Consider the following 25,205-nt stretch of genomic DNA (forward strand, 5'->3'; position numbering starts at 1 on the left):
CCGACACGGTTGGCGATCACCTTCGCACGGCCTCCTTATAAGGCGGAGCCTCTCCTTTTCGTCATCCTCGGGCTTGTCCCGAGGATCTGCCGACATTAATAAAATCAAAGCGTTGCAGATGCTCGGGACAAGCCCGAGCATGACGACCGAGAGGTTTAGCCCGTTTTTTGGATGTCAGGTTGAGCGCACAGGACAGAAAGCGCATCAGGGGTGCGAAGCTGATCGATAGCACGCTCAACGGCACCCGAAGCGTGCGCTCGGAGCACCACTGGCCAAGCCCGCGACCCGCACAACCCGTTACTGCGCCAGCTTCAGCCCGGCAATGCCCGCGACGATCAGTCCCAGGCAGGTCAGCCGCCAGACGGTTGCCGCTTCGCCAAAGAGCACGATCCCGACGATAACGGTGCCGATGGTGCCGATGCCGGTCCAGACCGCATAGGCCGTGCCCAGCGGCAGGTCGCGCAGGGCCACCGAGAGCAGGCCCAGGCTGACGACCAGCGCGCAGAGCGTGGCCAGCGCGGGCCAGGGCCGCGTCAGCCCGTCCGAGAGCTTGAGCCCGACGGCCCAGCCCACTTCGAGTAGACCGGCGATGAAAAGGAAAATCCAGGGCATGCATCACTCCTGTCGATAAAGGAGCGAGGCCGTCCCCGCGAAGATGAGAAGAGCACGGGCCCTTCCTGCAGTCGTCTGCTGATCGGTATGTAGGACGCCGGAGAGGCTGCATCAAGGCTTTGGCGGGTCTTGCCTATGCAGACCCCGTCGCTCCTGCGGGCCCCCAGGCCGCTGTCTCACCCTGCGCCGCCGCTCCCGCTCTTCTCAGCCCTGCGAACGTTCCTTGCGCAGCTTGCTCCACCAGTCCAGCCGCTTTCGCAGCTCGCGCTCGAAGCCGCGTTCCGGCGGATCGTAGAAGGTCTGGCGGCCCATCTTTTCCGGGAAATAATCCTGGCCGGAAAAGGCGTCGGGCTGGTCGTGGTCATAGCGATAGCCGTCGCCATAGCCCTCGCCCTTCATCAGCTTGGTCGGCGCATTGAGGATATGCTTGGGCGGCAGCAGCGAGCCATGCTCCTTGGCCGCGCGCATGGCGGCCTTGTAGGCCGTATAGACGCCGTTCGACTTGGGCGCGGTGGCGAGATAGACGCAGGCCTCCGCCAGCGCCAGCTCGCCCTCCGGCGAGCCGAGATAGTCATAGGCGTCCTTGGCGGCATTGCAGATGACCAGCGCCTGCGGATCGGCAAGGCCGATATCCTCCACCGCCATGCGCACCAGCCGGCGCCCGAGATAGAGCGGGTCCTCCCCGGCATCGAACATCCGGCAGAGATAATAGAGTGCGGCGTCCGGATCGGAGCCGCGCACGGATTTGTGCAGGGCGGAGATCAGATTGTAGTGCCCGTCCTGGCCCTTGTCATAGACGGGCGCCCGGCGCTGGACGATGTCCTGCAGCGCCGCGGCATCGAAGATCTCGCCGCTGCGGGCCGCGCGCCAGACTTCCTCGGCAAGCGTCAGCACCGCCCGGCCATCGCCATCCGCCATGCGCACCAGGCTTGCGCGCGCTCCCTCATCCAGCGGCAGGGGCCGCCCCTCGGCGGCTTCCGCCCGGGTCAGAAGCTCCGACAGGCTTTCGGCATCATGCGGTTTGAAGGTCAGCACGCGTGCGCGCGACAGGAGCGCGGCGTTCAGCTCGAAGGAGGGGTTTTCCGTGGTCGCGCCGACGAGAATGATGGTGCCGTCTTCCATGACCGGCAGGAAGCTGTCCTGCTGGGCGCGGTTGAAGCGATGGATCTCGTCGACGAACAGCAGCGTCTGCCGCCCGCCCATGCGCCTGGCACGCGCCGATTCGAACACCTTCTTCAGGTCTGCCACGCCGGAGAAGATCGCCGAGATCTGCTCGAAGGCGAGCCCCGTCTCGCCGGAGAGAAGCCGCGCCACGGTGGTCTTGCCCGTGCCGGGCGGGCCCCAGAAGATCATCGAGCCGAGCGAGCCCGATGCGATCATCCGCCGCAGCGTGCCGTCGGGCCCGGTCAGATGCGCCTGACCGGAGACATCCGCGAGGGTCTTCGGCCGCAGGCGATCCGCCAGCGGCCGTGCCAGAGCGAGCCGCTCCTCTTCTTCAGCGGCAAAGAGATCGCTCATCGGAAGAACTGGCGGATCCGCTGCCCGTCCCGCTCGATCTCGATGCGCCAGAGCGAGGCGCCAGCGCGCACGATCTTTTCCAGATCGGCGGAGCTCTGGATATCCACGCCATTGATGGCGACGATTATATCACGCGGTGCAAAGCCAAGCCGCGCGGCCGGCGAGCCATCGGCCAGCTGGGTGATGGCGACGCCGCGAATGCGCCCGGGAAGCCGCAGCTCCTCTGACACGCGCGGCGAAAGATTGGCGACGGTGGCGCCGGCCAGCGGGCTGCGCCCTTCCAGGAGCCTTGCATCGCGCTTGGGCACCTCCGGCGCCTGTTCCAGCGCCAGCGACATCTCCCGCTCGCGGCCATTGTCGCTCACCTGCAGCTGGGCAGTGCGGCCGACGCCGATGGTGGTCAGGCGATAGCCGAGCGCATCGGGATGTTCGACCTCCACGCCATTGACCGCCAGCACCACCTCGCCCGGCTTCAGCCCGGCCTTCTCCGCTGGCCCGCCCTCGACAACGGAGGTGACGAGCGCGCCGCGCGGACGGGGCAGGCCCAAGGCTTCGGCAACCTCGGCGGTCACCGGCTCGAAGCTCGCGCCGATATAGGGGCGGGCAAACTTGCCGCCGCCGCCCATGGCCGATTCGACGAAGACCTTGACCAGATTGGCGGGGATGGCGAAGCCGATCCCGTTCGACCCGCCCCCGCGCGAAAAGATCGCGGTGTTGATGCCGATCAGCCGGCCGCGCATGTCGATCAGCGCGCCGCCGGAATTGCCGGGATTGATCGAGGCATCGGTCTGGATGAAGAAACTGAAATCGCTCCCCTCCGTCACCTGGTTGCGCGCCAGCGCCGAGACGATGCCGCTGGTGACCGTCTGGCCGACGCCGAAGGGATTGCCGATCGCCAGCACGAGATCGCCGACCTCGACCTTGTCGCTATCGCCCAACGGCAGCACCTTGAACGGGCCATTGCCCTTGATCTTCAGCACGGCAAGGTCGAGGCGCTCGTCCTTCATCACCACGGTCGAGGCGAATTCACGGCCATCGGCCAGCGCCACCTTGATGTCATCAGCGCCGTCGATGACGTGATTGTTGGTCACGACCGTTCCGTCCTCGCGCACGATCACGCCGGAGCCGAGCGAGGACTGCTTTTCCGAGCGATTCGGCATGCGCTGGCCGAAGAACTGCTCCAGGAAAGGATCGCCGGCGAAGGGCGAGCGCTGGCGCACCGTCTTCTCGGCATAGACATTGACCACGGCGCCGGAGGTTTGCTTGACCAGCGGCGAGAAGGAGAGCTGCATCTCCGCCCGGCTTTCCGGCACGGTCGTCTGCGGCACCGTCTGCGCCACAGCTGCCGTCTTCACCGGATCAACCGCGGGAGAGGATTCGCTCAGGCCTGTCGGCGCGATGGCATAGGACAGCAAGAGAATGATCACCAGTCCGGCGATGCCGAACTGGACGAGCGACAAGGGAGTGCGAGACATGCGGCGAGCCCTACTGCGGCAATGAGACTGCGTGTCGAGATAGGCGATAATGCGTGAAAAGCAAAGAACCTATGCAGCATCCCCCCTCGGCTCCGACAGCTGCCACGATTGAGCGGACGGTAGACGACCGAGAATGAAGAACGCGCGACTGCTTCTTCAATCCGTGATCGCGCTCTATCTCGCGCTGAGGGTAACACATCTCAAATCGCTACTGACCAAGGCAAACTTCGACCCCGACCAGCCACGCCTGCCCCGCGGTTTGCCTGATGGCGGGAGATGAACGGACACAGGCGGCTCTCATCGCGATTTTGCTGGCTGCGCAGGCGACCGTTCTCGCAAGCTCGAAATCAGCGCAGATGAACAACATAAGGTTGCCGCCACATGTGCCGAACATATTGCAGCAGCTTGCAAAGGCTTGGTGCTGCGTGCGTTTCCAAGTCAGTCTCTCGATATGGAAATCGAAGAGGTACCGCGCGAAGCTGCTTCCGGGAGTGCAGCGGCAAGAAAGGCTTTGACGTTGATGTTCGACAAAAGGTTTCAGAAATGAAAAGCGATCAACAACCGCTGTTTGAGCTTCTGGCTTTTCTCGACCTGAAGCGCATCCATTACAGTCTCCTGCGAACGCGGCCGGACTCGATCGGCATTTTGATTACGCTCGTCGGAATGCGAATCGAGATTTTTGTCTTCAATGACGGGCATCTCGAATATTCGACTTTCGAGGGCACTGAGGACGTACTGTCAGAGCGGAGCGAACTTCTGCGCCTGCTTTCCGCCTTGGGCAAGAGCATCGGACCGAAAAGTGGGAACCGGTTTTCGGAAAAATCCGATGCAAAAACAAAAAATTAGAGCATCGGACTGCGTGCGATTTTCAGTCTGATGCTCTAAAGCCTGTCCATCAGCGCGCAACAGATAGAACGCAAAAAAGCCGGGCGATCGCTCGCCCGGCTTTCATGATTGAACTTCAGAACCGATCAAGCGGCTTCGGCAGCTTCGGCTTCGGCAGCCAGACGGGCGCGGTCGGCGGCGCCCTTGGCTTCCACGTCGCGGTCAACGAATTCGATGACGGCGAGGGCAGCGTTGTCGCCCTGACGGTAGCCGGCCTTCATGATGCGCAGATAGCCGCCGTTGCGGGTGGCGTAGCGCGTAGCGATCGCGTCGAACAGCTTGCCGACGACGGTGACGTCGCGGATCTGGGCGATGGCCTGACGGCGGGCATGCAGGTCGCCACGCTTGCCGAGCGTCACCAGCTTCTCGACGATCGGACGCAGGTCCTTCGCCTTCGGCAGGGTGGTGATGATCTGCTCGTGCTGGATCAGCGAGGCTGCCATATTGGCAAACATCGCCTTGCGGTGGCTGGCGGTTCTATTGAGCTTGCGGCCGGCTTTACCATGGCGCATGGCTTATCTCCTTCTTCGCAGGTTCCCGCTCATCTCAAGCGCGCGGCCCTGCCGTTTCCTGGCACATACAGGCGTCCGCATCGTTTGGCGACGCTTGGCCTGCTGTCTGACGGGGAAAAGGCAGAGATGGGGACCTGCCTTTTTATTGTTCTCAGTACTGGTCTTCGTAGCGCTTGGCGAGGTCTTCGATGTTCTCGGGCGGCCATGCCGGCACTTCCATGCCGAGGTGCAGGCCCATGGATGCGAGAACTTCCTTGATCTCGTTCAGCGACTTGCGGCCGAAATTCGGCGTGCGCAGCATTTCGGCTTCCGTCTTCTGGATCAGGTCGCCGATATAGACGATGTTGTCGTTCTTCAGGCAGTTTGCCGAACGAACCGACAGCTCGAGCTCGTCGACCTTCTTGAGCAGCGCCGGGTTGAAGGCGAGCTCGGTGACGGCCTCTTCCTCGGTTTCCTTCTGCGGCTCGTCAAAGTTGACGAAGACCGACAGCTGATCCTGCAGGATTCGGGCTGCGAAGGCGACGGCGTCTTCACCGGTGACCGAGCCATTGGTCTCGATCGTCATGGTCAGCTTGTCATAGTCCAGAACCTGGCCTTCACGGGTGTTTTCCACCTTGTAGGACACTTTCTTGACCGGGGAGTACAGGCTGTCCACCGGGATGAGGCCGATCGGCGCATCTTCCGAACGGTTGCGATCGGCAGGAACATAGCCCTTGCCGTTGTTGACCGTGAACTCCATGCGGATCTCGGCGCCGTCGTCCAGCGTGCAGATCACATGGTTGGGGTTCAGGATCTCGATATCGCCGACCGTCTGGATGTCGCCAGCCGTGACCACGCCCGGGCCCTGCTTGCGAACGACCATGCGCTTGGCATCGTCGCCATCCATCTTGATGGCGATTTCCTTAATGTTGAGGACGATGTCCGTCACATCTTCGCGCACGCCGGGGATCGAGGAGAACTCATGGAGCACACCGTCGATCTGCACCGCCGTCACGGCGGCGCCGCGCAGCGAAGACAGAAGCACGCGACGCAGGGCATTGCCAAGCGTCAGGCCGAAACCACGCTCCAGCGGTTCCGCAACAAGGCTGACCTTGGTGCGACCGGAAGACGTGAATTCCACCTTGTTCGGCTTGATCAATTCCTGCCAGTTTTTCTGAATCATCTTTGTTGCCTTCCGTTCGTCGCCACCATCCAATCGTGACGACCGAGCATTGAAGCGCCGAAGCGGCAAAAGCCCCTTCGGCAAGCGCGAGCAAAAATCAGACGCGGCGCTTCTTGCGCGGACGGCAGCCATTGTGCGGGATCGGCGTCACGTCACGAATCGAGGTGATCATGAAGCCGGCAGCCTGCAGGGCGCGCAGAGCCGATTCACGGCCGGAACCCGGGCCGCAGACTTCGACTTCGAGCGTGCGCATGCCGTGTTCCTGCGCCTTCTTGGCAGCATCTTCGGCAGCGATCTGGGCGGCGAAGGGGGTCGACTTGCGCGAACCCTTGAAGCCCTTCGAGCCAGCCGAAGACCAGGCAATCGCGTTGCCCTGGGCATCGGTGATCGTGATCATCGTGTTGTTGAAGGACGAATTGACGTGCGCGACGCCGGAGGAAATGTTCTTACGTTCGCGGCGGCGAACGCGGGTGGCTTCTTTGGCCATGGTCTACCTTTCAATGATCTCTGCACCGCCGTAATGCCAGCGGCTCCACCGGGAAGAAAACGCCTTCCCAACCGGGTTGCCGGCGCGAACGCCGGCCATGCCTTCAAAGCGCATGCACCGATTCGGCATGCCCTTCAAACTACAAAAAGAGGCCGGCGCCCTCGCGCCAGCCTCTTTGCCTCGCAAGGAGCGGGGCTTTACTTCTTCTTGCCGGCAATCGCCTTGGCCGGACCCTTGCGGGTGCGGGCATTGGTGTGCGTGCGCTGGCCGCGAACCGGCAGCGAGCGGCGATGGCGCAGGCCGCGGTAGCAGCCAAGGTCCATCAGACGCTTGATGTTCATCGAGGTCTCGCGACGCAGATCACCTTCGACCTGATAGTCACGGTCGATGGTTTCGCGGATCTGCAGGACTTCCGCGTCCGTCAGCTGATGAACGCGACGGTCAGCGGGGATGCCGACCTTCTCGGTGATTTCCTGTGCGAACTTCGGTCCGATCCCGTGAATATAGGTGAGCGCGATTACTACGCGCTTAGCCGTCGGGATGTTGACGCCAGCGATACGAGCCACGTCGTTTCTCCTTGATTCCAGTTGCCATCCGGCAATAGGTGCTCTGTTGCAGCCTTGAAAAGCCGTCTGCTTCTATAAATGGTCGAACACGGAAAAAGACCGCGCCCGGGCTTCGTTGCCGAAAGTCCGCGCCGGTTCCTTGCCTGTAGCGAGTTGGTGCGGTCTTTTACGGAATCGGCCGGAAAAGTCAACTCCCCGGCCGGTTGTTTTTAGGCCACCGCAGCGGCTTCGGACAGAATCCGATCGATCTCGCGCGTTACGGTCTCGACCGGCGCCATGCCGTCCACCGTCTTCAGCTCGCCGCGCGATGCGTAATATTCCGAAAGCGGAGCGGTCTTCTCGCGATACTCGACGAGACGCTTGCGAACCGCTTCCGGATTGTCGTCCGAGCGGACCTTGCCGCCGGCTTCGAGCGTCTCCTTAACCCGATTCTCGATCCGGCGCACCAGGGCAGCCTCGTCGACCTTGAGCTCGATCACAGCATTCAGCTGCAAGCCCTTGCTCTCGAGGATCTTGCCCAGGGCGATCGCCTGGGGAACCGTGCGGGGATAGCCGTCCAGAATGAAGCCGCGCGCACAATCCTCCGAATCGATGCGCTGCGACACGATCTCGTTGACGATGTCGTCGGACACGAGCTGGCCGGCGTCCATCACCGCCTTGGCGCGCTTGCCGATATCGGATTCGGCCGCCACAGCCGCCCGCAGCATGTCGCCGGTGGACAGCTGCGGAATGCCGTGCTTGTCCGTCAGCAGCTTTGCCTGTGTGCCCTTGCCCGCACCAGGCGGTCCCAGAAAAATCAGCCTCATCGCCCCCTCTTGCCTCCACGCAGCTTCGATTTGCGAATAAGCCCCTCATATTGCTGCGCAATGAGGTGCCCTTGAATCTGTGCTACCGTATCGAGGGTGACGCTGACAACAATCAAAAGCGATGTACCACCAAGGTAGAAGGGCACACCTGTCTGAGCGATGAGAAACTCGGGCAGGATGCACACGAAGATCAGGTAGATCGCCCCAAGGACCGTGATCCGGGTCAGGACATAGTCGATATATTCCGCGGTCCGCTCACCCGGGCGAATGCCGAGGATGAAACCGCCATGCTTTTTGAGATTGTCGGCCGTCTCCTTCGGATTGAAGACGATGGCCGTGTAGAAGAAGGCGAAGAAGGCGATCATGGCGGCATAGAGCGCCATGTAGAGCGGCTTGCCATGGCCGAGCGCGCTGACGATCGCGGTCGCCCAGGCCGGCATGTTGGCCGACTTGGCAAAGCCCGCCAGCGTCGCCGGCAGAAGCAACAGCGAGGAAGCGAAGATCGCGGGAATGACGCCGGCCGTGTTCAGCTTCAGCGGCAGGTGCGACGTGTCGCCCTGATACATGCGGTTGCCGACCTGGCGCTTCGGATACTGGATCAGAAGCCGGCGCTGGGCACGCTCCACAAAGACGATCAGCGCGATCACCGCGACGATCATCACGATCAGGAAAAGGATGAGCGGCGTCGACAGGGCGCCGGTTCGGCCGAGTTCCAGCGTGCCGGCAAGGGCCGTCGGCAGATGCGCGACGATTCCGGCGAAGATGATCAGCGAAATGCCGTTGCCGATGCCGCGCGAGGTGATCTGCTCACCGAGCCACATCAAGAACATCGTGCCGCCAAGCAGCGAGATCACGGTGGACACGCGGAAGAACCAGCCCGGATCGGCCACGAGACCATTGCCGCTCTCCAGTCCCACGGAGATCGCATAGGCCTGGACCGTGCCGAGGAGCACCGTGCCGTAGCGGGTGTACTGGTTGATGATCTTGCGGCCCTGCTCGCCTTCCTTCTTCAGCTGCTCCAGCGCCGGAATGACCGAGGTCATCAGCTGCACGATGATGGAGGCCGAGATATAGGGCATGATCCCAAGCGCGAAGATCGCCATGCGCTCGACGGCGCCGCCGGAGAACATGTTGAACAGGCCGAGAATGCCACCGCTCTGGCCCCGGAAAGCCTGGGCGAACGCATCGGGATTGAGCCCCGGAAGAGGGATGTAGGTGCCGAGACGATAGACGAGAAGCGCGCCCAGCGTGAACCAGAGCCGCTTCTTGAGGTCGGTCGCCTTCGAAAAGGTGGAAAAATTCAGATTGGAGGCGAGCTGTTCCGCTGCAGAAGCCATGCGATTCTCCGCGAAGCCAATCGGAACCTGCGGATGAAGAACCCCCTCGGTCCCGAACTGGCCTTGTTGCCATGTTTGAAACCGGGTCGCACTGGCGGCCGACGCTCATGCGCCTGCCCGTCAGGTCCTCCCGGCCTTCCTGTCCCCTGCACAAGAGCCAATGCAAGCCAGGCAGCGCGCCCTCCCCACCCGGTCTCCAACCTCTAATCGATTGAAGCCCGGCTTGAGACCACCCGCCGCTTTCTCGCGAAAGGCGCCATCGGCGCCGCTGGCAGTCTCAGGAGGCGTCGCCCGTCATGCCTGACCGCCCTTTCTTGAAAGAGGCGTGCCGATCGGACAAAAAACCGCCCGGAGCTTTAACACCCCGGGCGGTTTGTCTTCAAGCTTATTCCGCGTCGGCGGCTTCGACGGCCGGAAGCACGATCGTGCCGCCAGCCTTCTCGATCTTCTCGACGGCAGCCTTGGAGGCGCCGACGGCCTGGATCGAGACCTTCGCCGTCAGCTCGCCGTCGGCGAGAACGCGAACGCCAGCCTTCGGGCGACGGATCACGCCGGCAGCCTTGAGCGCATCGGCGTCGATCGTTGCGGCAGCGTCGAGCTTGCCGGCATCGATCGCCGTCTGGATGCGGCCGAGCGACACGACAACATATTCCTCACGGAAGATGTTGTTGAAGCCGCGCTTCGGCAGACGGCGGTAGATGGGCATCTGGCCGCCTTCGAAGCCGTTGATGGCCACGCCGGAGCGGGCCTTCTGACCCTTGACGCCGCGGCCGCCGGTCTTGCCGGAGCCGGAGCCGATGCCGCGACCGACGCGCTTGCGGTTCTTGGTCGCGCCTTCGTTATCGCTGATGTCGTTGAGCTTCATGATCTTTGCTCCCTCACTTCTCGTCGACGACGCGCACGAGGTGCTGGACGGACCGGATCATGCCGCGAACGGAAGGGGTGTCTTCCAGGGTACGAACCCGGTGCATCTTGTTAAGGCCGAGACCGATCAGCGTCTGGCGCTGCACGGCCGGCCGGCGGATCGGGCTGCCGATCTGTTCGATCGTCACCGTCTTCGTAGCGGTTTCCTGGTTAGCCATGGCGTGGATGCTCCCTTATTCTTCCGCAGAGACCATGCCGGCGGCTTCACGGCGACCCTGGAGCGTGGCGTACTTGATGCCGCGCTGGGCCGCGATGTCCTTCGGATGCATCTGATTCTTCAGAGCGTCGAAGGTGGCGCGGATCATGTTGTACGGGTTCGACGAACCGGTCGACTTGGCGACGACGTCGTGCATGCCGAGCGTTTCGAAAACGGCGCGCATCGGGCCGCCGGCGATGATGCCGGTACCAGCCTTGGCCGAACGCAGCAGGACCTTACCGGCGCCGTGGCGGCCGTGAACGTCATGATGCAGGGTACGGCCGCCACGCAGCGGAACGAAGATCAGTTCGCGCTTGGCAGCTTCGGTTGCCTTGCGGATTGCTTCCGGCACTTCGCGTGCCTTGCCATGGCCGAAACCGACCCGGCCCTTCTGGTCACCGACGACGACGAGAGCAGCGAAGCCGAAACGACGGCCGCCCTTCACCACCTTGGCGACGCGATTGATGGCGACGAGCTTGTCAACGAATTCGCTGTCGCGCTCCTCGCGGTTCTGGCGGTCTTCGCGAGAACCTCTTCTTTCCTGTGCCATTGTCCTTTTCCTTTGTTCTTTTCCGGGTGCAATCGGCAGATTGACGGAGATGCCGCGCCTGAGCCGCGTGTGTCACGCGGCGTGGAACGGCGAAACCGGCCGCTTGGGGCCCTCCCCCGGCTGTGCGGGAAAGCGGCCCGGCTGACGCCGGGCATGCGTCCGCCCGAACCCTTGCGGATTCGGGCGGAAAGACGAAATCAGAAGCTCAGGCCGCCTTCGCGGGCTGCGTCGGCGAGAGCCTTGACGCGGCCGTGGAAGAGAAACGAGCCGCGGTCGAAAACGACCTCGGTGACGCCGGCGGCCGTCGCGCGCTCGGCAATCAGCTTGCCGACAGCGGAAGCCGCGGCAACGTCGGCGCCGGTCTTCAGCGAGCCGCGCAGACCGGAGTCGAGGGTCGAGGCAGCGGCAATGGTCTTGCCGGCGACGTCATCGATAACCTGAACGTAGATGTTCTTCGACGAGCGATGCACCGACAGGCGCGGACGCCCATTGGCAACCGCCTTGAGATGGCGACGCACGCGGTTGGCGCGACGCACAGTGGTGTCTTTCCTGTTAGCCATTTCGCGTGATCCTTACTTCTTCTTGCCTTCTTTGCGGACGATCCGCTCTCCGGCGTACTTGACGCCCTTGCCCTTGTAGGGCTCGGGGCCACGATATTCGCGGATCTCTGCGGCGACCTGGCCAACCTGCTGCTTGTTGATGCCGGACACGACGATTTCGGTCGGCTTCGGAACAGCAATCGAGATGCCCTCGGGCGTCTGGTAGATCACGTCGTGGCTGAAACCGAGCGCCAGCTGCAGGTTCTTGCCCTGCATGGACGCGCGGTAACCGACGCCGTTGATTTCGAGCTTGCGCTCGTAGCCGTCCTTGACACCCTTGAAGATGTTCTCGATCATCGTGCGGGACATGCCCCACTTTGCACGAGCATCCTTGGTCTGCGACACAGGCGCGACAACAACCGCGTTGTTCTCCAGCGCCACCGAAACTTCGTCATTGGCGACGAAGGTCAGTTCGCCCTTCGGGCCCTTGGCGGTGACGGTCTGGCCATTGACGGCGGCCGTGACGCCAGCGGGAACCTGAACGGGCTTTTTACCGATACGAGACATTGTTTTGAATCCTGTCTGTTCGACGGGAGATGCCCTGCTACAGCCTTAGAAGACCGAGCAGAGAACCTCGCCACCAACGTTCTGTTCACGTGCCTGATGGTCGGCCATCACGCCCTTCGGGGTCGAAAGGATGGTGATGCCGAGGCCGTTGGCCACCTGCGGGATGGACTTGACCGAGACATAGACCCGGCGGCCCGGCTTGGAAACGCGGCCGATCTCGCGGATCACGGACTGGCCTTCGTAGTACTTCAGCTCGATGTTGAGCTCGTTCTTGCCGTTGTCGAACGCGACTTCCGAGTAACCGCGGATGTAGCCTTCGGCCTGGAGAACGTCGAGAACGCGGGCGCGCAGCTTGGAAGCCGGCGTGGAAACGCTCGACTTGCGGCGTGCGGCGCCGTTGCGGATACGGGTGAGCATATCGCCCAAGGGATCAGTCATCGTCATTTTCCCGTCTCCTTACCAGCTCGACTTCACGATGCCCGGCACCTTGCCGAAATTGCCGAGCTCACGCAGCGCGATACGCGACATCTTGAGCTTGCGGTAAAAGGCGCGGGGGCGACCGGTGACTTCGCAACGGTTGCGGATGCGGGTCTTCGACCCGTCACGCGGCAGAGCCGCCAGCTTCAGCGTCGCCTTGAAACGCTCTTCGATCGGAAGAGCCTGGTTCATGACGATGGCCTTGAGCTCAGCGCGCTTTGCAGCCTGGTTCGCGACCGTCTTACGACGGCGCTTGTTCTTTTCAATTGCGCTCGTTTTCGCCATTGAAATTCAATCCTTCTGCTTGTCGTTACGGCTTACTGGCGGAACGGGAAGTTGAACTCTTTCAGAAGAGCCCGTGCTTCGTCGTCGGTCGGAGCCGTCGTGCAAACGATAATGTCCATGCCCCACATCTGATCGACCTTGTCGTAGTTGATCTCGGGGAACACGATGTGTTCCTTGAGGCCCATGGCGAAGTTGCCACGGCCGTCGAAGGACTTCGGGTTGAGGCCGCGGAAGTCGCGAACGCGCGGGAGCGCGATGTTGACCAGGCGGTCGACAAACTCATACATGCGGGCGCCGCGCAGCGTCACCTTGGCACCGATCGGCATGCCTTCGCGGACCTTGAAGCCGGCGATGGAGTTGCGCGCGCGGGTGATGACCGGCTTCTGGCCGGCGATCGCTGCGAGATCGGCCGCTGCGATGGTCGGCTTCTTGGAGTCGCCGGTCGCTTCGCCAACGCCCATGTTGATCACGATCTTTTCAAGCTTCGGGATCTGCATTTCGTTGGAGTAGTTGAACGCGTCCTGCAGAGCCTTGCGGATCCGGTTGACGTATTCGGTCTTGAGCCGGGGCTCGTAGTTTGCTGCTTCAGCCATTGATCACTTCTCCCGAACGCTTGGCGAACCGAACCTTCTTGTCACCTTCAAAACGGAACCCGATGCGGGTCGGCTTGCCATCCTTGGGGTCTGCGACCGCGAGGTTGGACAGGTGGATCGGCGCTTCCTTGGAGATGATGCCGGCTTCCTGGGTCTGGGTCTGGCGCTGGTGGCGCTTGACCATGTTGATGCCGCGAACGACCGCACGGTCTTCCTTCGGCATGACCTGGATGACTTCGCCGGTACGGCCCTTGTCCTTACCGGTCAGGATGACGACCTTGTCGCCCTTACGAATCTTTTGCATCGCCGTCGTCTTCCTTACAGCACTTCCGGAGCCAGCGAGATGATCTTCATGTGGTTCTTGGCGCGGAGTTCGCGCGGAACCGGTCCGAAGATACGGGTGCCGATCGGCTCTTTCTTGTTGTCGATCAGAACAGCTGCATTGTTGTCGAAACGGATGACGCTGCCGTCCGGACGGCGGATGTCCTTGGCGGTGCGCACGACAACCGCCTTCATCACGTCGCCCTTCTTGACGCGGCCGCGCGGGATCGCCTCCTTGATCGAGACGACGATGACGTCGCCAACGGAAGCATACTTGCGCTTGGAGCCGCCCAGCACCTTGATGCACATGACACGACGTGCGCCGGAATTATCCGCCACGTCGAGGTTTGTTTGCATCTGAATCATGTCAGGTCGCCTTCTTGTTGTGACCGGACCGGTTGGGCCTGACCGTCCTCACGGAAAAGCCCCCTGTTCCAGCTTGTCGAAATGTTTTGCGTGCGCGGGGATGATCGTTGCCAGGGTGGTTTCCTGAAGACAGGACCTTCCGTGCGCTCAAAAGCAAAAGAACGCCCAGAGCACCGGGCGTTCTTTGATGCAGCTTCATACAGGATTCCCCGCCACTTTCAAGTAGCGCGCGGGAAAAAGCTTGGTTTCGGACACCCGGCGCGGGCGGCGCTGCCAGCGCCCTCGCCCATCCGATCCGCTCCAAGCAGAAGCCCCGCCCTGGTCATGACGACGTGGCGGGGCTTCCTGATCTTCCAGCCTTAAGGCTTAGGCGTGGGCCGCAACAACGGTCCAGCGCTTGTCCTTGGAGATCGGCGCGCATTCCTCGATGGATACGACGTCGCCGACCTTGTACTGGTTATTTTCATCATGCGCCTTGTACTTCTTCGACCGGCGCACGGTCTTCTGGAGAATCGGGTGCGCAAAGCGGCGCTCGACACGTACGACAACGGTCTTGTCGTTCTTGTCGGAAACGACCGTGCCCTGCAGAATGCGTTTCGGCATGAGTTTCGTCCTTTAGGCCTTGGCTTCGGCCGCCTTCTGGCGGGCAATGGTTTTGATGCGCGCAATATCCTTGCGGACTTCAGTGATGCGCGAGGACTTCTCGAGCTGGCCGGTCGCCTTCTGGAAGCGCAGGTTGAACTGCTCCTTCTTCAGCTTGGCAAGCTCTTCGTTGAGTTGGTCGGCGCTGAGCGCGCGAACATCTGCGGCTTTCATGGGCTTCACTCCTTACTCTGCAATGCGCTGCACGAAGCGCGTCTTGACAGAGAGTTTCGCAGCACCAAGGCGAAGCGCCTCACGGGCGAGTTCTTCGCTGACGCCATCGATTTCGAACATCATGCGGCCGGGCTTGACCTTGCATGCCCAGTACTCAACGGAGCCCTTACCCTTACCCATACGGACTTCGGTGGGCTTTGCCGTGACCGGCACGTCGGGGAACACACGGATCCAGACGCGGCCGGCACGCTTCATGTGGCGGGTGATCGCGCGGCGGGCCGCTTCGATCTCACGGGCGTTGACGCGGTTCGGTTCCAGGGACTTCAGGCCGTATTCACCGAAGGCGAGATCGAACCCGCCCTTGGCGACACCCTTGATGCGGCCCTTGAACTGTTTGCGGTACTTCGTACGCTTTGGCTGCAACATTTTTTTACTTCTCCGATATTGGCTGCCAAACGCGACTGTTACGCGTTTTCACGTTCACGACGACGGTCGCGATCGCGATCACCGCGTTCGCGGCTGCCCGGACCCTGACTGTCATTCTCGCTCGCACGGCGCTCCGAGGCCATCGGATCGTGCTCGAGGATTTCGCCCTTGAAGATCCAGACCTTGATGCCGCAGATACCGAAAGCGGTTTCGGCCTCGGCAACGCCGTAGTCGATGTCGGCGCGCAGCGTGTGCAGCGGCACGCGGCCTTCACGGTACCATTCGGTGCGGGCGATTTCCGCGCCGCCGAGGCGGCCGGCGCAGGTGATCTTGATGCCTTCGGCACCCAGACGCATGGCCGACTGAACGGAACGCTTCATGGCGCGGCGGAAGGCCACGCGGCGCTCGAGCTGCTGGGCGATCGACTGGGCGACGAGCGTCGAGTCGATTTCCGGCTTGCGCACTTCGACGATGTTGAGATGCGTCTCGGAAGACGTCATCTGCGACAGCGTCTTGCGCAGCTTCTCGATGTCAGCGCCCTTCTTGCCGATGATCAGGCCCGGACGTGCCGAGTGAATCGTGACGCGGCACTTCTTGTGCGGACGCTCGATGACGACCTTGGAGATGCCGGCCTGCTTGAGCTCGCTCATCAGGTACTTGCGGATCTTCAGGTCTTCATGGAGCAGCTGGCCGTATTCGGCGTTGTCGGCGAACCAGCGGCTGTCCCAGGTGCGGTTGATGCCGAGACGGAAACCAACCGGATTAATTTTCTGGCCCATTATGCGGCCTCCCCTTTGGCTTCGACTTCCCGCACGACGATGGTCAGGTGCGAGAACGGCTTCTCGATGCGCGAGGCGCGGCCACGGCCACGGGCGTGGAAACGCTTCATGACGATCGACTTGCCGACGAAGGCCTCGGCGACGACGAGCGAGTCGACGTCGAGGTCATGGTTGTTCTCGGCATTGGCGATAGCGGATTCGAGCGTCTTCTTGACCGTACCGGCGATCCGCTTGCGCGAAAATTCCAGTTCGGCCAGAGCGCGGTCGACCTTCTTGCCGCGGATCATCGCGGCAACCAGGTTGAGCTTCTGGGGGCTGACGCGGATGGTGCGCGCAACGGCCTGCGCTTCATTGTCCGCCAGCCGGCGTTCGGCTTTTGCCTTGCCCATGATTACTTCCTCTTCGCCTTCTTGTCGGCGCCGTGGCCGTAGTAGGTCCGGGTCGGCGAGAACTCGCCGAACTTGTGACCGACCATGTCCTCGTTAACGCTGACGGGAACGTGCTTGCTGCCGTTGTAGACACCGAAGGTCAGTCCGACGAACTGCGGCAGGATCGTGGAGCGGCGGCTCCAGATCTTGATGACTTCATTGCGGCCGCCCTCGCGCACCTTCTCAGCCTTCTTGAGAAGATAGCCGTCGACGAACGGACCTTTCCAAACTGAACGAGCCATTGGAAACTTCCTCTCTTACTTCTTACGCTGATGGCGCGAGCGCATGATGAACTTGTCGGTCGACTTGTTCGAGCGCGTCCGCTTGCCCTTGGTCGGCTTGCCCCAGGGGGTAACCGGATGGCGGCCGCCCGAGGTGCGGCCTTCACCACCGCCGTGCGGATGGTCGACCGGGTTCATGACGACGCCGCGAACGTGCGGACGCTTGCCGCGCCAGCGCGAACGACCGGCCTTGCCGTCGTTGATGTTGCCGTGATCGGGGTTGGATACGGCGCCGACAGTGGCCAGGCAGGTGCCGTGAACCAGGCGCTGTTCGCCGGAGTTCAGGCGCAGGATGGCCATGCCCTGGTCGCGGCCGACGAGCTGCACATAGGTGCCGGCCGAACGGGCGATCTGGCCGCCCTTGCCGGGCTTCAGCTCGACATTGTGGACGATCGAGCCGACCGGCATCGCCTGCAGCGGCATGGTGTTGCCGGGCTTGACGTCGACGGCCTTGTCGGAGGCGATGACCTTGTCACCGACAGCCAGGCGCTGCGGCGCCAGGATGTAGGACTGGGTGCCGTCTTCATAGCGGATCAGCGCGATGAAGGCCGTGCGGTTCGGGTCGTATTCCAGACGCTCGACGGTGGCTTCCATGTCGAACTTGCGACGCTTGAAGTCGACCAGACGGTAGGTGCGCTTGTGACCGCCGCCCTGGAAGCGCACGGTGATGCGGCCCAGGTTGTTGCGACCGCCCTTGGAGCTCAGGCCCTGCGTCAGCGACTTGACCGGCTTGCCCTTAAAGAGCTGCGACCGGTCGACGATGACGAGCTGGCGCTGGCTCGGGGTCGTCGGATTGAAACTTTTCAATGCCATTTTCTTGTTCCCTTTTTAGATCTCGCCCGCGGATCCCTCTCGCTTGAGAGGGACCCCGGCGGGTTTGACCTCAAAGTCCGGTGGAGACGTCGATGGTCTGACCGTCAGCAAGCGTGACGATCGCCTTCTTCTGGTCCCGCTGCCGGCCGACGAAACCGCGGAAGCGCTTGGTCTTGCCCTTGCGCAGCAGCGTGTTGACCGCCGTGACCTTCACACCGAACAGCGCCTCAACGGCGGCCTTGATTTCCGGCTTGGAGGCGTCCTTGGCGACGTTGAAGACGACCTGGTTGTACTCCGACACCATCGTCGACTTTTCAGTGATCGAGGGGGAAAGGATCACATCGTAGTGGCGAAGATCCGTCATTTGAACCGCTCCTCCAGAGCTTCGACAGCATCCTTCGACAAGACCAGCTTGCCGCGGCGCAGAATGTCATAAACGTTGATGCCCTGGACCGGCAGAACGTCCACGTTCGGGATGTTCTTGGCTGCGAGCTTGAAGTTGTTGTCCAGCTCGGCGCCGCCGATGATCAGCGCGTTGGTGAGGCCGAGACCGGCAAAGGCGCCGACGAGCGTCTTGGTCTTGGCGTCGGCCGCGACCAGGCTGTCAACGATGATGACGTCTTCGGACTTCAGCTTGGCCGAGAGCGCGTGACGCAGGCCGAGCGCGCGGACCTTCTTGGGAAGGTCATGCTCGTGGCTGCGGGCGACCGGACCATGGGCCTTGCCGCCGCCGCGGAACTGCGGAGCGCGGGCCGAATGGTGACGGGCGCGACCGGTGCCCTTCTGCTTGTACATTTTGGCGCCGGTGCGGGAGACTTCGCCACGGGTCTTGGTCTGGTGCGTGCCCTGCTGACGCTTGGCAAGCTGCCAGCGAACGACTCGGGCAATGATGTCTTCACGCGGCTCGAGGCCGAAAATGGTGTCCGACAGGGATACTTTCCCCGCGTCCTTCCCTTCAAGGGTGGTGACGGTGAAATCCATTATTCGGCTCCCTCAACTTTAGCGGAACGGATGCCGGCCGGACGCGGTGCGTTTTCCGGAATGCCGGCCTTGATGGCGTCGCGAACGACGATCCACGAGCCCTTCGAACCGGGAACCGCACCCTTGACGAGGATGAGGCCGCGGTCTTCGTCGGTGGAGACGATTTCGAGGTTCTGGGTGGTGACGCGGGTCTGGCCCATGTGACCGGCCATGCGCTTGCCCTTCCACACCTTGCCCGGATCCTGGTTGTTACCAGTCGAACCGTGCGAACGGTGGGAAACGGACACGCCGTGCGTGGCGCGCAGACCGCCGAAGTTGTGGCGCTTCATGGCGCCGGCAAAGCCCTTACCGATCGAGGTGCCCGTGACGTCGACCAGCTGGCCGGCGACGAAGTGGCTCGCGGTCAGCTCGGAGCCGACATCGATCAGGTTCTCGGAGCTCACGCGGAACTCGACGAGCTTGGCCTTCGGCTCGACGGAAGCGGCGGCGAAATGACCGCGCAGGGCCTTGGTCGTGTTCTTGACCTTCTTCTGGCCGGCGCCGAGCTGGACAGCGACGTAGCCATTCTTTTCTTCGGTCCGATGGGCCACCACCTGGCAGTTTTCCATCTTCAGGACCGTAACAGGGATATGCTCGCCGGCGTCGTTATAGACCCGGGTCATTCCCACTTTCTGTGCAATCACACCTGAACGCATCGGTTCGTTCCTCTTGAGAGTCCCTGTCGGGGCAAGGACCCCTTCAGCCTCTTGTTCAAGGCTTCCATCCACGCCGAACTTATGCCGCCGCTTTGGTCACCCGTTTCCGGAAGCCGTTGGATCTAACGATCCACGTACCTTCCTTGTTATTTCCGCCGTTTTCAGGCGGGGCCTTTAGAGCTTGATTTCGACGTCGACGCCGGCGGCGAGATCGAGCTTCATCAGGGCGTCGACCGTCTGGGGGGTCGGGTCGACGATGTCGAGCAGGCGCTTATGGGTGCGCATCTCGAACTGTTCACGGCTCTTCTTGTCGATGTGGGGCGACCGGTTGACCGTAAACTTTTCGATCCGGGTCGGCAGCGGGACCGGGCCGCGGACGCTGGCGCCCGTGCGCTTGGCCGTGGAGACGATTTCCCGGGTGGAGGCATCGAGGATCCGGTGATCAAACGCCTTCAGGCGGATACGGATATTCTGGCCGTTCATTCGACTAATCCTTGCTCGTGTTCCTGCGCCGGATCCGTAAGAGCGGCCGGCGGGGCAGCTGTTGTTCTTACGGTCGAGCCGCTTCTCTTTTCAAAAATCGCAGGGGCATGTCACCATGCCCCTGCTCTTTCAAACGGCGGCGTCAGACCGCCCTTTTATTACTCGACGATCGAGGCGACGATGCCGGCGCCGACGGTGCGACCACCTTCACGAATTGCGAAGCGCAGCTTTTCTTCCATCGCGATCGGAACGATCAGCTCGACGGCAACGGTGACGTTGTCGCCCGGCATGACCATTTCGGTGCCTTCCGGCAGCGTGACGATGCCCGTCACGTCCGTCGTGCGGAAGTAGAACTGCGGACGGTAGTTGGTGAAGAACGGCGTATGACGGCCGCCTTCTTCCTTCGTCAGGATGTAGGCTTCGGCCATGAACTTCTTGTGCGGCTTGACCGAACCCGGCTTGCACAGGATCTGGCCACGCTCGACGCCGTCACGGGTGACGCCGCGCAGCAGCGCGCCGATGTTGTCGCCGGCCTGGCCCTGGTCGAGCAGCTTGCGGAACATTTCAACGCCGGTGCAGGTCGTCTTCGTCGTCGGACGGATGCCGACGATTTCGATTTCCTCACCGACCTTGACGATACCGCGCTCGACGCGGCCGGTCACGACCGTGCCACGGCCCGAGATCGAGAACACGTCTTCGATCGGCATCAGGAAGGGCTGGTCGATCGGGCGTTCCGGCGTCGGGATATAGGCGTCGACCTGAGCCATCAGCTCGCGGATCGCGTCTTCGCCGATCGTCTTGTCCGAATCTTCCAGAGCGGCAAGGGCCGAGCCCTTGACGATCGGAATGTCGTCGCCGGGGAAGTCGTAGGACGACAGCAGTTCGCGCACTTCCAGCTCGACGAGCTCGAGAAGCTCGGCGTCGTCAACCTGGTCGACCTTGTTCAGGAACACGACGATGGCGGGAACGCCGACCTGGCGGGCGAGCAGGATGTGCTCGCGCGTCTGCGGCATCGGGCCGTCGGCGGCCGAGCAAACCAGGATCGCGCCGTCCATCTGGGCAGCACCGGTGATCATGTTCTTGACGTAGTCGGCGTGGCCGGGGCAGTCAACGTGGGCGTAGTGGCGGTTCGGCGTCTCGTACTCGACGTGTGCCGTCGAGATGGTGATGCCGCGGGCCTTTTCTTCCGGCGCAGCGTCGATCTGGTCATACGCCTTGAACTCGCCGAAATACTTCGTGATCGCTGCCGTCAGAGACGTCTTGCCATGGTCAACGTGGCCGATCGTGCCGATGTTCACGTGCGGCTTGTTGCGTTCAAACTTGCTCTTTGCCATTTCCGGCTCTCCAATTCTTGTCCCGCGAGGGGAAATTCCGTTCCGTGCGCGTCAGGGCTCCGGTCACTTCTGACCGGAGTACTTCGCCTGGATTTCGGTGGCAACGTTGTTCGGCACCGGCGCATAATGATCGAAGACCATCGAATACTGCGCGCGGCCCTGCGACATGGAGCGCAGGTTATCCACGTACTTGAACATGTTGGCAAGCGGAACATTCGCGCTGATCACCACGGCGACGCCGCGGCTTTCCTGGCCTTGGATCTGGCCACGGCGCGAGTTCAGATCGCCGATCACGTCGCCGACGTAATCTTCCGGCGTCACGACTTCCACCTTCATCATCGGCTCGAGCAGCTGCGCGCCGGCCTTGCGGGCGGCTTCGCGGAAGCAGGCACGCGAGGCGATTTCGAAGGCGAGAACCGATGAGTCAACATCGTGGAAGGCACCGTCGATCAGCGTCGCCTTGACGCCGAGCATCGGGAAGCCTGCCAGCGGACCGGAGGACAGAACGCTCTCGATGCCCTTCTGGACACCGGGGATGTATTCCTTCGGAACCGAGCCGCCGACGACCTTCGACTCGAACTTGAAGTCTTCGCCTTCCGGGTTCGGTTCGAAGATGATCTTGACGCGCGCGAACTGGCCGGTACCACCGGTCTGCTTCTTGTGCGTGTAGTCTTCTTCGCAAGCCTTCGTGATGGTTTCACGGTAGGCCACCTGCGGAGCACCGACGTTGGCTTCGACCTTGAACTCGCGACGCATGCGGTCGACGATGATGTCGAGGTGAAGTTCGCCCATGCCGGCAATGATGGTCTGGCCGGATTCCTGGTCGGTCTTGACGCGGAAGGACGGGTCTTCGGCCGCCAGGCGGTTGAGCGCGAGGCCCATCTTTTCCTGGTCGCCCTTGGACTTCGGCTCGATCGCGATCTGGATGACCGGCTCGGGGAATTCCATGCGCTCGAGGATAACCGGCTTCAGGGGATCGCAGAGCGTGTCACCCGTGGTGGTTTCCTTGAGGCCTGCCAGAGCGACGATGTCGCCGGCGAAGGCTTCTTCGATGTCTTCACGCGAGTTCGAGTGCATCTGCAGCATGCGGCCGACGCGCTCGCGCTTTTCCTTGACCGTGTTCATCACGCCGGCGCCCTTTTCGAGCTTGCCGGAATAGATGCGGGCGAAGGTCAGCGAACCGACGAAGGGGTCGTTCATGATCTTGAAGGCCAGCATGGACAACGGCTCGTTGTCGTCTGCATGACGTTCGATCTCGGCTTCGGTCTTGGCGTCGATGCCCTTGATCGCCGGAATGTCGAGCGGCGACGGCAGGAAGTCGACGACGGCGTCGAGCAACGGCTGAACACCCTTGTTCTTGAAGGCGGTACCGCAGAACATCGGATGGAACTTGACGTCGATCGTGCCGCGACGAACGAGTTCGCGGATCTTGTCGTTGTCCGGCATGTCGCCGTTCAGATAGGCTTCCATCGCTTCTTCGTCGATCTCGACAACCGTCTCGATCAGCTTTTCGCGATATTCTTCAGCCTTGTCCTTGAGATCATCAGGGATCTCGACGACGTCCCAGGCAGCGCCGAGCGACTCATCGCGCCAGACGAGCGCGTTCATCTCGATCAGGTCGACAACGCCCTTGAACTCAGACTCGGCACCGATCGGCAGCTGCATGACAACAGCGGTCGCGCCGAGACGGGTCTTGATCATCTCGACCGAACGGTAGAAATCCGCGCCGGTCTTGTCCATCTTGTTGCAGAAGATCATCCGCGGGACGTTGTACTTCTCGGCCTGGCGCCAGACCGTTTCCGTCTGCGGCTCCACGCCGGCATTGGCGTCCAGCAGGGCGATCGCGCCGTCGAGCACGCGCAGCGAACGCTCGACTTCGATGGTGAAGTCGACGTGGCCGGGGGTGTCGATGATGTTGAAGCGGCGCATCTTGCCGTCACGGCCCTTCCAGAAGGTCGTGGTGGCAGCGGAGGTGATGGTGATGCCCCGCTCCTGCTCCTGCTCCATCCAGTCCATGGTGGCCGCGCCATCATGCACTTCGCCGATCTTGTGCGACTTGCCGGTGTAGTACAGAATCCGCTCGGTCGTCGTCGTCTTGCCGGCGTCGATATGCGCCATGATGCCGAAGTTGCGGTAGTCTTCGATTTTATATTCGCGAGCCATGGTGGACTGCCTTTTAAAAAAGTTCGACGGTTACCAGCGGTAATGCGAGAAGGCGCGGTTGGCGTCTGCCATCTTGTGGGTGTCTTCGCGCTTCTTCACCGCAGAGCCGCGATTGTTTGCGGCGTCCATGAGTTCGCCGCAGAGGCGATCGATCATGGTCGTTTCATTGCGCTTGCGAGCAGCGGCGATCAGCCAGCGGATGGCGAGAGCCTGACGGCGCTCCGGACGGACATCGACCGGAACCTGGTAGGTGGCACCGCCGACGCGACGCGAACGGACTTCGACGTGCGGAGCGATGTTGTCGAGAGCCGAATGGAAAACCGCGACCGGCTCCTGCTTCAGCTTGGCCTGAACGGCATCGAAAGCACCGTAAACGATGTTTTCGGCAACGGACTTCTTGCCGTGCAGCATGATGGCGTTCATGAACTTGGTGACAACGAGATCACCAAACTTCGGGTCCGGGTTGATCTCACGCTTTTCGGCACTGTGGCGGCGGGACATAGGTGTCGTCTCTCAACTTATCTTTTTGTTTAACCAGCGAAATGGCGCCGGTTGACGTATTACTTCGGACGCTTCGCGCCATACTTGGAGCGGCGCTGCTTGCGGTTCTTGACACCCTGGGTGTCGAGCACGCCGCGGATGATGTGGTAGCGAACGCCCGGCAAGTCCTTGACGCGGCCGCCACGGATCATGACAACGGAGTGTTCCTGCAGGTTGTGACCTTCGCCCGGAATGTAGCCGATGACTTCAAAGCCATTGGTCAGGCGGATCTTGGCAACCTTACGCAGAGCCGAGTTCGGCTTCTTCGGGGTCGTCGTGTAGACGCGGGTGCAAACGCCGCGCTTCTGCGGGTTCTGCTGCAGCGCCGGAACCTTGTTGCGCTTGACCTGTGCCTGACGCGGCTTGCGGATCAGCTGGTTTACGGTAGGCATGTAACCATCCCTTGCAATTCTGTCTCAATACCCTCTCGGGCGGATCGATGCCGTCTCCGGCGATAACGACGCCATTTTTAGAATGCGCAAACGAGGGCCGATCCGCGGTTTTGCGGATGGCCCCACGAAAAGCAGAGGACGCCTCATCGGCATCATGCAAGCAACATTGCAGTCTCAGCGTGCGGTTCGAGCCTTGTTTGAGGTGAACTCCAGAACGTGGCGTTCCGAAACGACCAACCTCACATCGGCTCCGATGCGGCGGGGTGTACTGTTTTCCACCCCTTTCGTCAAGGGTCTGCGCCACGGATTCCGCGGCTTTTGCCGGCCGAAACCCGGCAATTCCGGGTCTTTGGCGCACCGAAGGCGCGCGCGGCCCGTCTGTTGCGCCTACAGCTTCGCCGAGTCGCGGGCATGGCGATACAGCCGGAGAGAATCGGGAATCGCGCAAGGGCCGGGCGGGAACGATTGCCAAACTCCCCGCTTTTCTATAGCGCAGAAATGAGGTGCGCGCTGGCTCTCTTTGCCGGTGCGCCACCGTCTGCCGCACGCGCGTCCCCGCGATGCGCGCCCCGCAATCAAACTGGTTTGGAGACCGTGATGACCGTCACACCCGACAATGACAATAATTTCGACGGCCCCATGGTCTTCATCATCATCGGCAAGGCCTATGAGGAAGCCGATAGCGAGGGCGCCGACATCCATGTGGTGCTGCGTGCGCCCGATGACGACAGCGCCGTGCGCGAGGCGCTGAACGCACTGGCCGAAGAGGGCTTCATCGAAGCCGACCTCGACCAGATCGGCGTTCTCGAAGCCGCGCCGGAAGACGAGCCGCACGCCTCGGCCTATCAGGGCGCGCTCACGGGCGAAGTGGCCATCATTCGCTTCGGCTGAGGACA

At 62.1% G+C, this 25,205-nt stretch carries 36 protein-coding genes; 2 read left to right on the top strand and 34 right to left on the bottom strand.

Annotated elements, in window-relative coordinates:
- Positions 1-297: 297 nt before the first annotated feature.
- From sugE to BJF92_RS11775, 3 genes are all read right to left on the bottom strand, one after another.
- Positions 298-612, bottom strand: coding sequence for a quaternary ammonium compound efflux SMR transporter SugE (sugE, locus tag BJF92_RS11765; RefSeq protein ID WP_075634923.1), 315 nt, complete (start codon positions 610-612; stop codon positions 298-300).
- Positions 613-816: 204 nt separating this feature from the next.
- Positions 817-2,130, bottom strand: a complete 1,314-nt coding sequence (locus BJF92_RS11770; protein ID WP_075634924.1) for a replication-associated recombination protein A — start codon at positions 2,128-2,130, stop codon at positions 817-819.
- Complete coding sequence (locus BJF92_RS11775) at positions 2,127-3,605, bottom strand: DegQ family serine endoprotease (RefSeq protein ID WP_078057990.1); 1,479 nt, start codon at positions 3,603-3,605, stop codon at positions 2,127-2,129. The genes BJF92_RS11770 and BJF92_RS11775 overlap by 4 nt, the downstream gene beginning before the upstream one ends.
- Positions 3,606-4,148: 543 nt before the next feature.
- On the opposite strand from BJF92_RS11775, the gene BJF92_RS11780 reads away from it, so the two are divergent.
- Positions 4,149-4,451, top strand: a complete 303-nt coding sequence (locus tag BJF92_RS11780) for a hypothetical protein (RefSeq protein ID WP_075634925.1) — start codon at positions 4,149-4,151, stop codon at positions 4,449-4,451.
- A 125-nt stretch (positions 4,452-4,576) separates the two neighbouring features.
- On the opposite strand, the gene rplQ is transcribed toward BJF92_RS11780, so the two are convergent.
- The 31 genes from rplQ to rpsL form a co-directional block, all read right to left on the bottom strand.
- On the bottom strand, positions 4,577-5,002 hold the full coding sequence (gene rplQ, locus BJF92_RS11785) for a 50S ribosomal protein L17 (RefSeq protein ID WP_075634926.1): 426 nt from the start codon (positions 5,000-5,002) through the stop codon (positions 4,577-4,579).
- A gap of 151 nt (positions 5,003-5,153) precedes the next feature.
- The gene (locus tag BJF92_RS11790; protein WP_075634927.1) at positions 5,154-6,164 is read right to left on the bottom strand and encodes a DNA-directed RNA polymerase subunit alpha; all 1,011 of its coding nucleotides are present in this window, start codon (positions 6,162-6,164) and stop codon (positions 5,154-5,156) included.
- A 97-nt stretch (positions 6,165-6,261) separates the two neighbouring features.
- Positions 6,262-6,651 carry a 30S ribosomal protein S11 gene (rpsK, locus tag BJF92_RS11795; RefSeq protein WP_075627145.1) on the bottom strand — a complete coding sequence of 130 codons (390 nt, stop codon included), beginning with the start codon at positions 6,649-6,651 and terminating at the stop codon, positions 6,262-6,264.
- A gap of 197 nt (positions 6,652-6,848) precedes the next feature.
- Positions 6,849-7,217: a 30S ribosomal protein S13 gene (gene rpsM / locus BJF92_RS11800; protein ID WP_075634928.1), complete on the bottom strand. Its 369-nt coding sequence runs from the start codon at positions 7,215-7,217 to the stop codon at positions 6,849-6,851.
- A 209-nt stretch (positions 7,218-7,426) separates the two neighbouring features.
- A complete protein-coding gene (locus BJF92_RS11805; protein WP_075634929.1) occupies positions 7,427-8,023 on the bottom strand; it encodes an adenylate kinase in 597 nt (198 codons plus the stop codon).
- A complete protein-coding gene (gene secY / locus BJF92_RS11810) occupies positions 8,020-9,360 on the bottom strand; it encodes a preprotein translocase subunit SecY (RefSeq protein WP_075634930.1) in 1,341 nt (446 codons plus the stop codon). The genes BJF92_RS11805 and secY overlap by 4 nt, the downstream gene beginning before the upstream one ends.
- Before the next feature lie 385 nt (positions 9,361-9,745).
- Positions 9,746-10,225: a 50S ribosomal protein L15 gene (rplO, locus tag BJF92_RS11815; RefSeq protein ID WP_075634931.1), complete on the bottom strand. Its 480-nt coding sequence runs from the start codon at positions 10,223-10,225 to the stop codon at positions 9,746-9,748.
- A gap of 13 nt (positions 10,226-10,238) precedes the next feature.
- Positions 10,239-10,442 (bottom strand): 50S ribosomal protein L30, encoded by a 204-nt coding sequence (gene rpmD, locus BJF92_RS11820; RefSeq protein ID WP_075634932.1) that lies wholly within the window; start codon positions 10,440-10,442, stop codon positions 10,239-10,241.
- Between the two features lie 15 nt (positions 10,443-10,457).
- A complete protein-coding gene (gene rpsE, locus BJF92_RS11825) occupies positions 10,458-11,030 on the bottom strand; it encodes a 30S ribosomal protein S5 (RefSeq protein WP_075627139.1) in 573 nt (190 codons plus the stop codon).
- 197 nt (positions 11,031-11,227) lie between these two features.
- Positions 11,228-11,590, bottom strand: coding sequence for a 50S ribosomal protein L18 (gene rplR / locus BJF92_RS11830; protein WP_075634933.1), 363 nt, complete (start codon positions 11,588-11,590; stop codon positions 11,228-11,230).
- Between the two features lie 12 nt (positions 11,591-11,602).
- Positions 11,603-12,136 carry a 50S ribosomal protein L6 gene (gene rplF, locus BJF92_RS11835; RefSeq protein ID WP_075634934.1) on the bottom strand — a complete coding sequence of 178 codons (534 nt, stop codon included), beginning with the start codon at positions 12,134-12,136 and terminating at the stop codon, positions 11,603-11,605.
- Positions 12,137-12,181: 45 nt separating this feature from the next.
- Positions 12,182-12,580 carry a 30S ribosomal protein S8 gene (gene rpsH / locus BJF92_RS11840; RefSeq protein WP_075634935.1) on the bottom strand — a complete coding sequence of 133 codons (399 nt, stop codon included), beginning with the start codon at positions 12,578-12,580 and terminating at the stop codon, positions 12,182-12,184.
- Between the two features lie 12 nt (positions 12,581-12,592).
- Positions 12,593-12,898, bottom strand: coding sequence for a 30S ribosomal protein S14 (gene rpsN / locus BJF92_RS11845; RefSeq protein ID WP_075634936.1), 306 nt, complete (start codon positions 12,896-12,898; stop codon positions 12,593-12,595).
- Between the two features lie 32 nt (positions 12,899-12,930).
- Positions 12,931-13,491 (bottom strand): 50S ribosomal protein L5, encoded by a 561-nt coding sequence (gene rplE, locus BJF92_RS11850; RefSeq protein ID WP_075634937.1) that lies wholly within the window; start codon positions 13,489-13,491, stop codon positions 12,931-12,933.
- Complete coding sequence (rplX, locus tag BJF92_RS11855; RefSeq protein WP_075634938.1) at positions 13,484-13,795, bottom strand: 50S ribosomal protein L24; 312 nt, start codon at positions 13,793-13,795, stop codon at positions 13,484-13,486. The genes rplE and rplX overlap by 8 nt, the downstream gene beginning before the upstream one ends.
- A gap of 14 nt (positions 13,796-13,809) precedes the next feature.
- Positions 13,810-14,178: a 50S ribosomal protein L14 gene (rplN, locus tag BJF92_RS11860; protein ID WP_062468282.1), complete on the bottom strand. Its 369-nt coding sequence runs from the start codon at positions 14,176-14,178 to the stop codon at positions 13,810-13,812.
- Between the two features lie 366 nt (positions 14,179-14,544).
- Entirely contained in the window at positions 14,545-14,781 is a 237-nt protein-coding gene (gene rpsQ / locus BJF92_RS11865; protein ID WP_034795546.1) for a 30S ribosomal protein S17, read from the bottom strand.
- 12 nt (positions 14,782-14,793) lie between these two features.
- Complete coding sequence (rpmC, locus tag BJF92_RS11870; RefSeq protein WP_075634939.1) at positions 14,794-14,994, bottom strand: 50S ribosomal protein L29; 201 nt, start codon at positions 14,992-14,994, stop codon at positions 14,794-14,796.
- A 12-nt stretch (positions 14,995-15,006) separates the two neighbouring features.
- Positions 15,007-15,420: a 50S ribosomal protein L16 gene (gene rplP, locus BJF92_RS11875; protein WP_075627130.1), complete on the bottom strand. Its 414-nt coding sequence runs from the start codon at positions 15,418-15,420 to the stop codon at positions 15,007-15,009.
- A 38-nt stretch (positions 15,421-15,458) separates the two neighbouring features.
- The gene (gene rpsC / locus BJF92_RS11880; protein WP_075634940.1) at positions 15,459-16,199 is read right to left on the bottom strand and encodes a 30S ribosomal protein S3; all 741 of its coding nucleotides are present in this window, start codon (positions 16,197-16,199) and stop codon (positions 15,459-15,461) included.
- Positions 16,199-16,588, bottom strand: a complete 390-nt coding sequence (gene rplV / locus BJF92_RS11885; RefSeq protein ID WP_075634941.1) for a 50S ribosomal protein L22 — start codon at positions 16,586-16,588, stop codon at positions 16,199-16,201. The genes rpsC and rplV overlap by 1 nt, the downstream gene beginning before the upstream one ends.
- A 2-nt stretch (positions 16,589-16,590) precedes the next feature.
- Positions 16,591-16,869, bottom strand: coding sequence for a 30S ribosomal protein S19 (rpsS, locus tag BJF92_RS11890; RefSeq protein ID WP_075627127.1), 279 nt, complete (start codon positions 16,867-16,869; stop codon positions 16,591-16,593).
- Between the two features lie 15 nt (positions 16,870-16,884).
- Positions 16,885-17,721: a 50S ribosomal protein L2 gene (gene rplB, locus BJF92_RS11895; RefSeq protein ID WP_075634942.1), complete on the bottom strand. Its 837-nt coding sequence runs from the start codon at positions 17,719-17,721 to the stop codon at positions 16,885-16,887.
- A gap of 70 nt (positions 17,722-17,791) precedes the next feature.
- Positions 17,792-18,085, bottom strand: a complete 294-nt coding sequence (locus BJF92_RS11900; RefSeq protein ID WP_075634943.1) for a 50S ribosomal protein L23 — start codon at positions 18,083-18,085, stop codon at positions 17,792-17,794.
- Positions 18,082-18,702, bottom strand: a complete 621-nt coding sequence (gene rplD / locus BJF92_RS11905; RefSeq protein WP_075634944.1) for a 50S ribosomal protein L4 — start codon at positions 18,700-18,702, stop codon at positions 18,082-18,084. Before rplD ends, BJF92_RS11900 begins: the two co-directional genes overlap by 4 nt.
- On the bottom strand, positions 18,702-19,397 hold the full coding sequence (gene rplC, locus BJF92_RS11910) for a 50S ribosomal protein L3 (RefSeq protein ID WP_075634945.1): 696 nt from the start codon (positions 19,395-19,397) through the stop codon (positions 18,702-18,704). The genes rplD and rplC overlap by 1 nt, the downstream gene beginning before the upstream one ends.
- 174 nt (positions 19,398-19,571) lie before the next feature.
- Positions 19,572-19,880 (bottom strand): 30S ribosomal protein S10, encoded by a 309-nt coding sequence (gene rpsJ / locus BJF92_RS11915; RefSeq protein ID WP_003547547.1) that lies wholly within the window; start codon positions 19,878-19,880, stop codon positions 19,572-19,574.
- A 158-nt stretch (positions 19,881-20,038) separates the two neighbouring features.
- Positions 20,039-21,214, bottom strand: coding sequence for an elongation factor Tu (gene tuf, locus BJF92_RS11920; protein ID WP_075634946.1), 1,176 nt, complete (start codon positions 21,212-21,214; stop codon positions 20,039-20,041).
- Between the two features lie 63 nt (positions 21,215-21,277).
- On the bottom strand, positions 21,278-23,377 hold the full coding sequence (fusA, locus tag BJF92_RS11925; protein WP_075634947.1) for an elongation factor G: 2,100 nt from the start codon (positions 23,375-23,377) through the stop codon (positions 21,278-21,280).
- Positions 23,378-23,407: 30 nt separating this feature from the next.
- Positions 23,408-23,878, bottom strand: a complete 471-nt coding sequence (gene rpsG / locus BJF92_RS11930) for a 30S ribosomal protein S7 (RefSeq protein WP_075634948.1) — start codon at positions 23,876-23,878, stop codon at positions 23,408-23,410.
- Between the two features lie 59 nt (positions 23,879-23,937).
- The gene (gene rpsL, locus BJF92_RS11935) at positions 23,938-24,309 is read right to left on the bottom strand and encodes a 30S ribosomal protein S12 (RefSeq protein ID WP_075628830.1); all 372 of its coding nucleotides are present in this window, start codon (positions 24,307-24,309) and stop codon (positions 23,938-23,940) included.
- A 597-nt stretch (positions 24,310-24,906) separates the two neighbouring features.
- Here rpsL and BJF92_RS11940 point away from each other — a divergent pair.
- Positions 24,907-25,200 carry a transcriptional regulator gene (locus BJF92_RS11940; RefSeq protein WP_075635042.1) on the top strand — a complete coding sequence of 98 codons (294 nt, stop codon included), beginning with the start codon at positions 24,907-24,909 and terminating at the stop codon, positions 25,198-25,200.
- Positions 25,201-25,205: the final 5 nt, after the last annotated feature.

Origin of the sequence: Xaviernesmea rhizosphaerae, from assembly GCF_001938945.1 — a bacterium.
Lineage (GTDB): Bacteria > Pseudomonadota > Alphaproteobacteria > Rhizobiales > Rhizobiaceae > Xaviernesmea > Xaviernesmea rhizosphaerae.

Excerpts from the sequence above, each read along its gene's own strand:
- rplF (WP_075634934.1), bottom strand. The coding sequence starts at position 12,136 with ATGTCTCGTATCGGTAAAAAGCCCGTTCAGGTTCCCGCTGGCGTCACG.
- BJF92_RS11900 (WP_075634943.1), bottom strand. The coding sequence starts at position 18,085 with ATGACGGATCTTCGCCACTACGATGTGATCCTTTCCCCCTCGATCACT.
- rpsE (WP_075627139.1), bottom strand. The coding sequence starts at position 11,030 with ATGGCACAGGAAAGAAGAGGTTCTCGCGAAGACCGCCAGAACCGCGAG.
- rpsK (WP_075627145.1), bottom strand. The coding sequence starts at position 6,651 with ATGGCCAAAGAAGCCACCCGCGTTCGCCGCCGCGAACGTAAGAACATT.
- sugE (WP_075634923.1), bottom strand. The coding sequence starts at position 612 with ATGCCCTGGATTTTCCTTTTCATCGCCGGTCTACTCGAAGTGGGCTGG.
- rpsH (WP_075634935.1), bottom strand. The coding sequence starts at position 12,580 with ATGACGATGACTGATCCCTTGGGCGATATGCTCACCCGTATCCGCAAC.
- rpmC (WP_075634939.1), bottom strand. The coding sequence starts at position 14,994 with ATGAAAGCCGCAGATGTTCGCGCGCTCAGCGCCGACCAACTCAACGAA.
- rpsL (WP_075628830.1), bottom strand. The coding sequence starts at position 24,309 with ATGCCTACCGTAAACCAGCTGATCCGCAAGCCGCGTCAGGCACAGGTC.
- rplX (WP_075634938.1), bottom strand. The coding sequence starts at position 13,795 with ATGCAAAAGATTCGTAAGGGCGACAAGGTCGTCATCCTGACCGGTAAG.
- fusA (WP_075634947.1), bottom strand. The coding sequence starts at position 23,377 with ATGGCTCGCGAATATAAAATCGAAGACTACCGCAACTTCGGCATCATG.
- rplQ (WP_075634926.1), bottom strand. The coding sequence starts at position 5,002 with ATGCGCCATGGTAAAGCCGGCCGCAAGCTCAATAGAACCGCCAGCCAC.
- rpsS (WP_075627127.1), bottom strand. The coding sequence starts at position 16,869 with ATGGCTCGTTCAGTTTGGAAAGGTCCGTTCGTCGACGGCTATCTTCTC.
- BJF92_RS11770 (WP_075634924.1), bottom strand. The coding sequence starts at position 2,130 with ATGAGCGATCTCTTTGCCGCTGAAGAAGAGGAGCGGCTCGCTCTGGCA.
- secY (WP_075634930.1), bottom strand. The coding sequence starts at position 9,360 with ATGGCTTCTGCAGCGGAACAGCTCGCCTCCAATCTGAATTTTTCCACC.
- rpmD (WP_075634932.1), bottom strand. The coding sequence starts at position 10,442 with ATGGCTAACCAGGAAACCGCTACGAAGACGGTGACGATCGAACAGATC.
- rplD (WP_075634944.1), bottom strand. The coding sequence starts at position 18,702 with ATGGATTTCACCGTCACCACCCTTGAAGGGAAGGACGCGGGGAAAGTA.
- rplV (WP_075634941.1), bottom strand. The coding sequence starts at position 16,588 with ATGGGCAAGGCAAAAGCCGAACGCCGGCTGGCGGACAATGAAGCGCAG.
- rplB (WP_075634942.1), bottom strand. The coding sequence starts at position 17,721 with ATGGCATTGAAAAGTTTCAATCCGACGACCCCGAGCCAGCGCCAGCTC.
- rpsJ (WP_003547547.1), bottom strand. The coding sequence starts at position 19,880 with ATGAACGGCCAGAATATCCGTATCCGCCTGAAGGCGTTTGATCACCGG.
- rplP (WP_075627130.1), bottom strand. The coding sequence starts at position 15,420 with ATGTTGCAGCCAAAGCGTACGAAGTACCGCAAACAGTTCAAGGGCCGC.
- rplO (WP_075634931.1), bottom strand. The coding sequence starts at position 10,225 with ATGAAGCTCAACGACATCAGCGATAACGAAGGCGCGACCAAGAACCGC.
- rpsQ (WP_034795546.1), bottom strand. The coding sequence starts at position 14,781 with ATGCCGAAACGCATTCTGCAGGGCACGGTCGTTTCCGACAAGAACGAC.
- BJF92_RS11940 (WP_075635042.1), top strand. The coding sequence starts at position 24,907 with ATGACCGTCACACCCGACAATGACAATAATTTCGACGGCCCCATGGTC.
- BJF92_RS11805 (WP_075634929.1), bottom strand. The coding sequence starts at position 8,023 with ATGAGGCTGATTTTTCTGGGACCGCCTGGTGCGGGCAAGGGCACACAG.
- tuf (WP_075634946.1), bottom strand. The coding sequence starts at position 21,214 with ATGGCAAAGAGCAAGTTTGAACGCAACAAGCCGCACGTGAACATCGGC.
- rplC (WP_075634945.1), bottom strand. The coding sequence starts at position 19,397 with ATGCGTTCAGGTGTGATTGCACAGAAAGTGGGAATGACCCGGGTCTAT.
- BJF92_RS11780 (WP_075634925.1), top strand. The coding sequence starts at position 4,149 with ATGAAAAGCGATCAACAACCGCTGTTTGAGCTTCTGGCTTTTCTCGAC.
- BJF92_RS11790 (WP_075634927.1), bottom strand. The coding sequence starts at position 6,164 with ATGATTCAGAAAAACTGGCAGGAATTGATCAAGCCGAACAAGGTGGAA.
- rpsC (WP_075634940.1), bottom strand. The coding sequence starts at position 16,199 with ATGGGCCAGAAAATTAATCCGGTTGGTTTCCGTCTCGGCATCAACCGC.
- rplE (WP_075634937.1), bottom strand. The coding sequence starts at position 13,491 with ATGGCTGAAGCAGCAAACTACGAGCCCCGGCTCAAGACCGAATACGTC.
- rpsG (WP_075634948.1), bottom strand. The coding sequence starts at position 23,878 with ATGTCCCGCCGCCACAGTGCCGAAAAGCGTGAGATCAACCCGGACCCG.
- BJF92_RS11775 (WP_078057990.1), bottom strand. The coding sequence starts at position 3,605 with ATGTCTCGCACTCCCTTGTCGCTCGTCCAGTTCGGCATCGCCGGACTG.
- rpsN (WP_075634936.1), bottom strand. The coding sequence starts at position 12,898 with ATGGCGAAAACGAGCGCAATTGAAAAGAACAAGCGCCGTCGTAAGACG.
- rplN (WP_062468282.1), bottom strand. The coding sequence starts at position 14,178 with ATGATTCAGATGCAAACAAACCTCGACGTGGCGGATAATTCCGGCGCA.
- rplR (WP_075634933.1), bottom strand. The coding sequence starts at position 11,590 with ATGGCTAACAGGAAAGACACCACTGTGCGTCGCGCCAACCGCGTGCGT.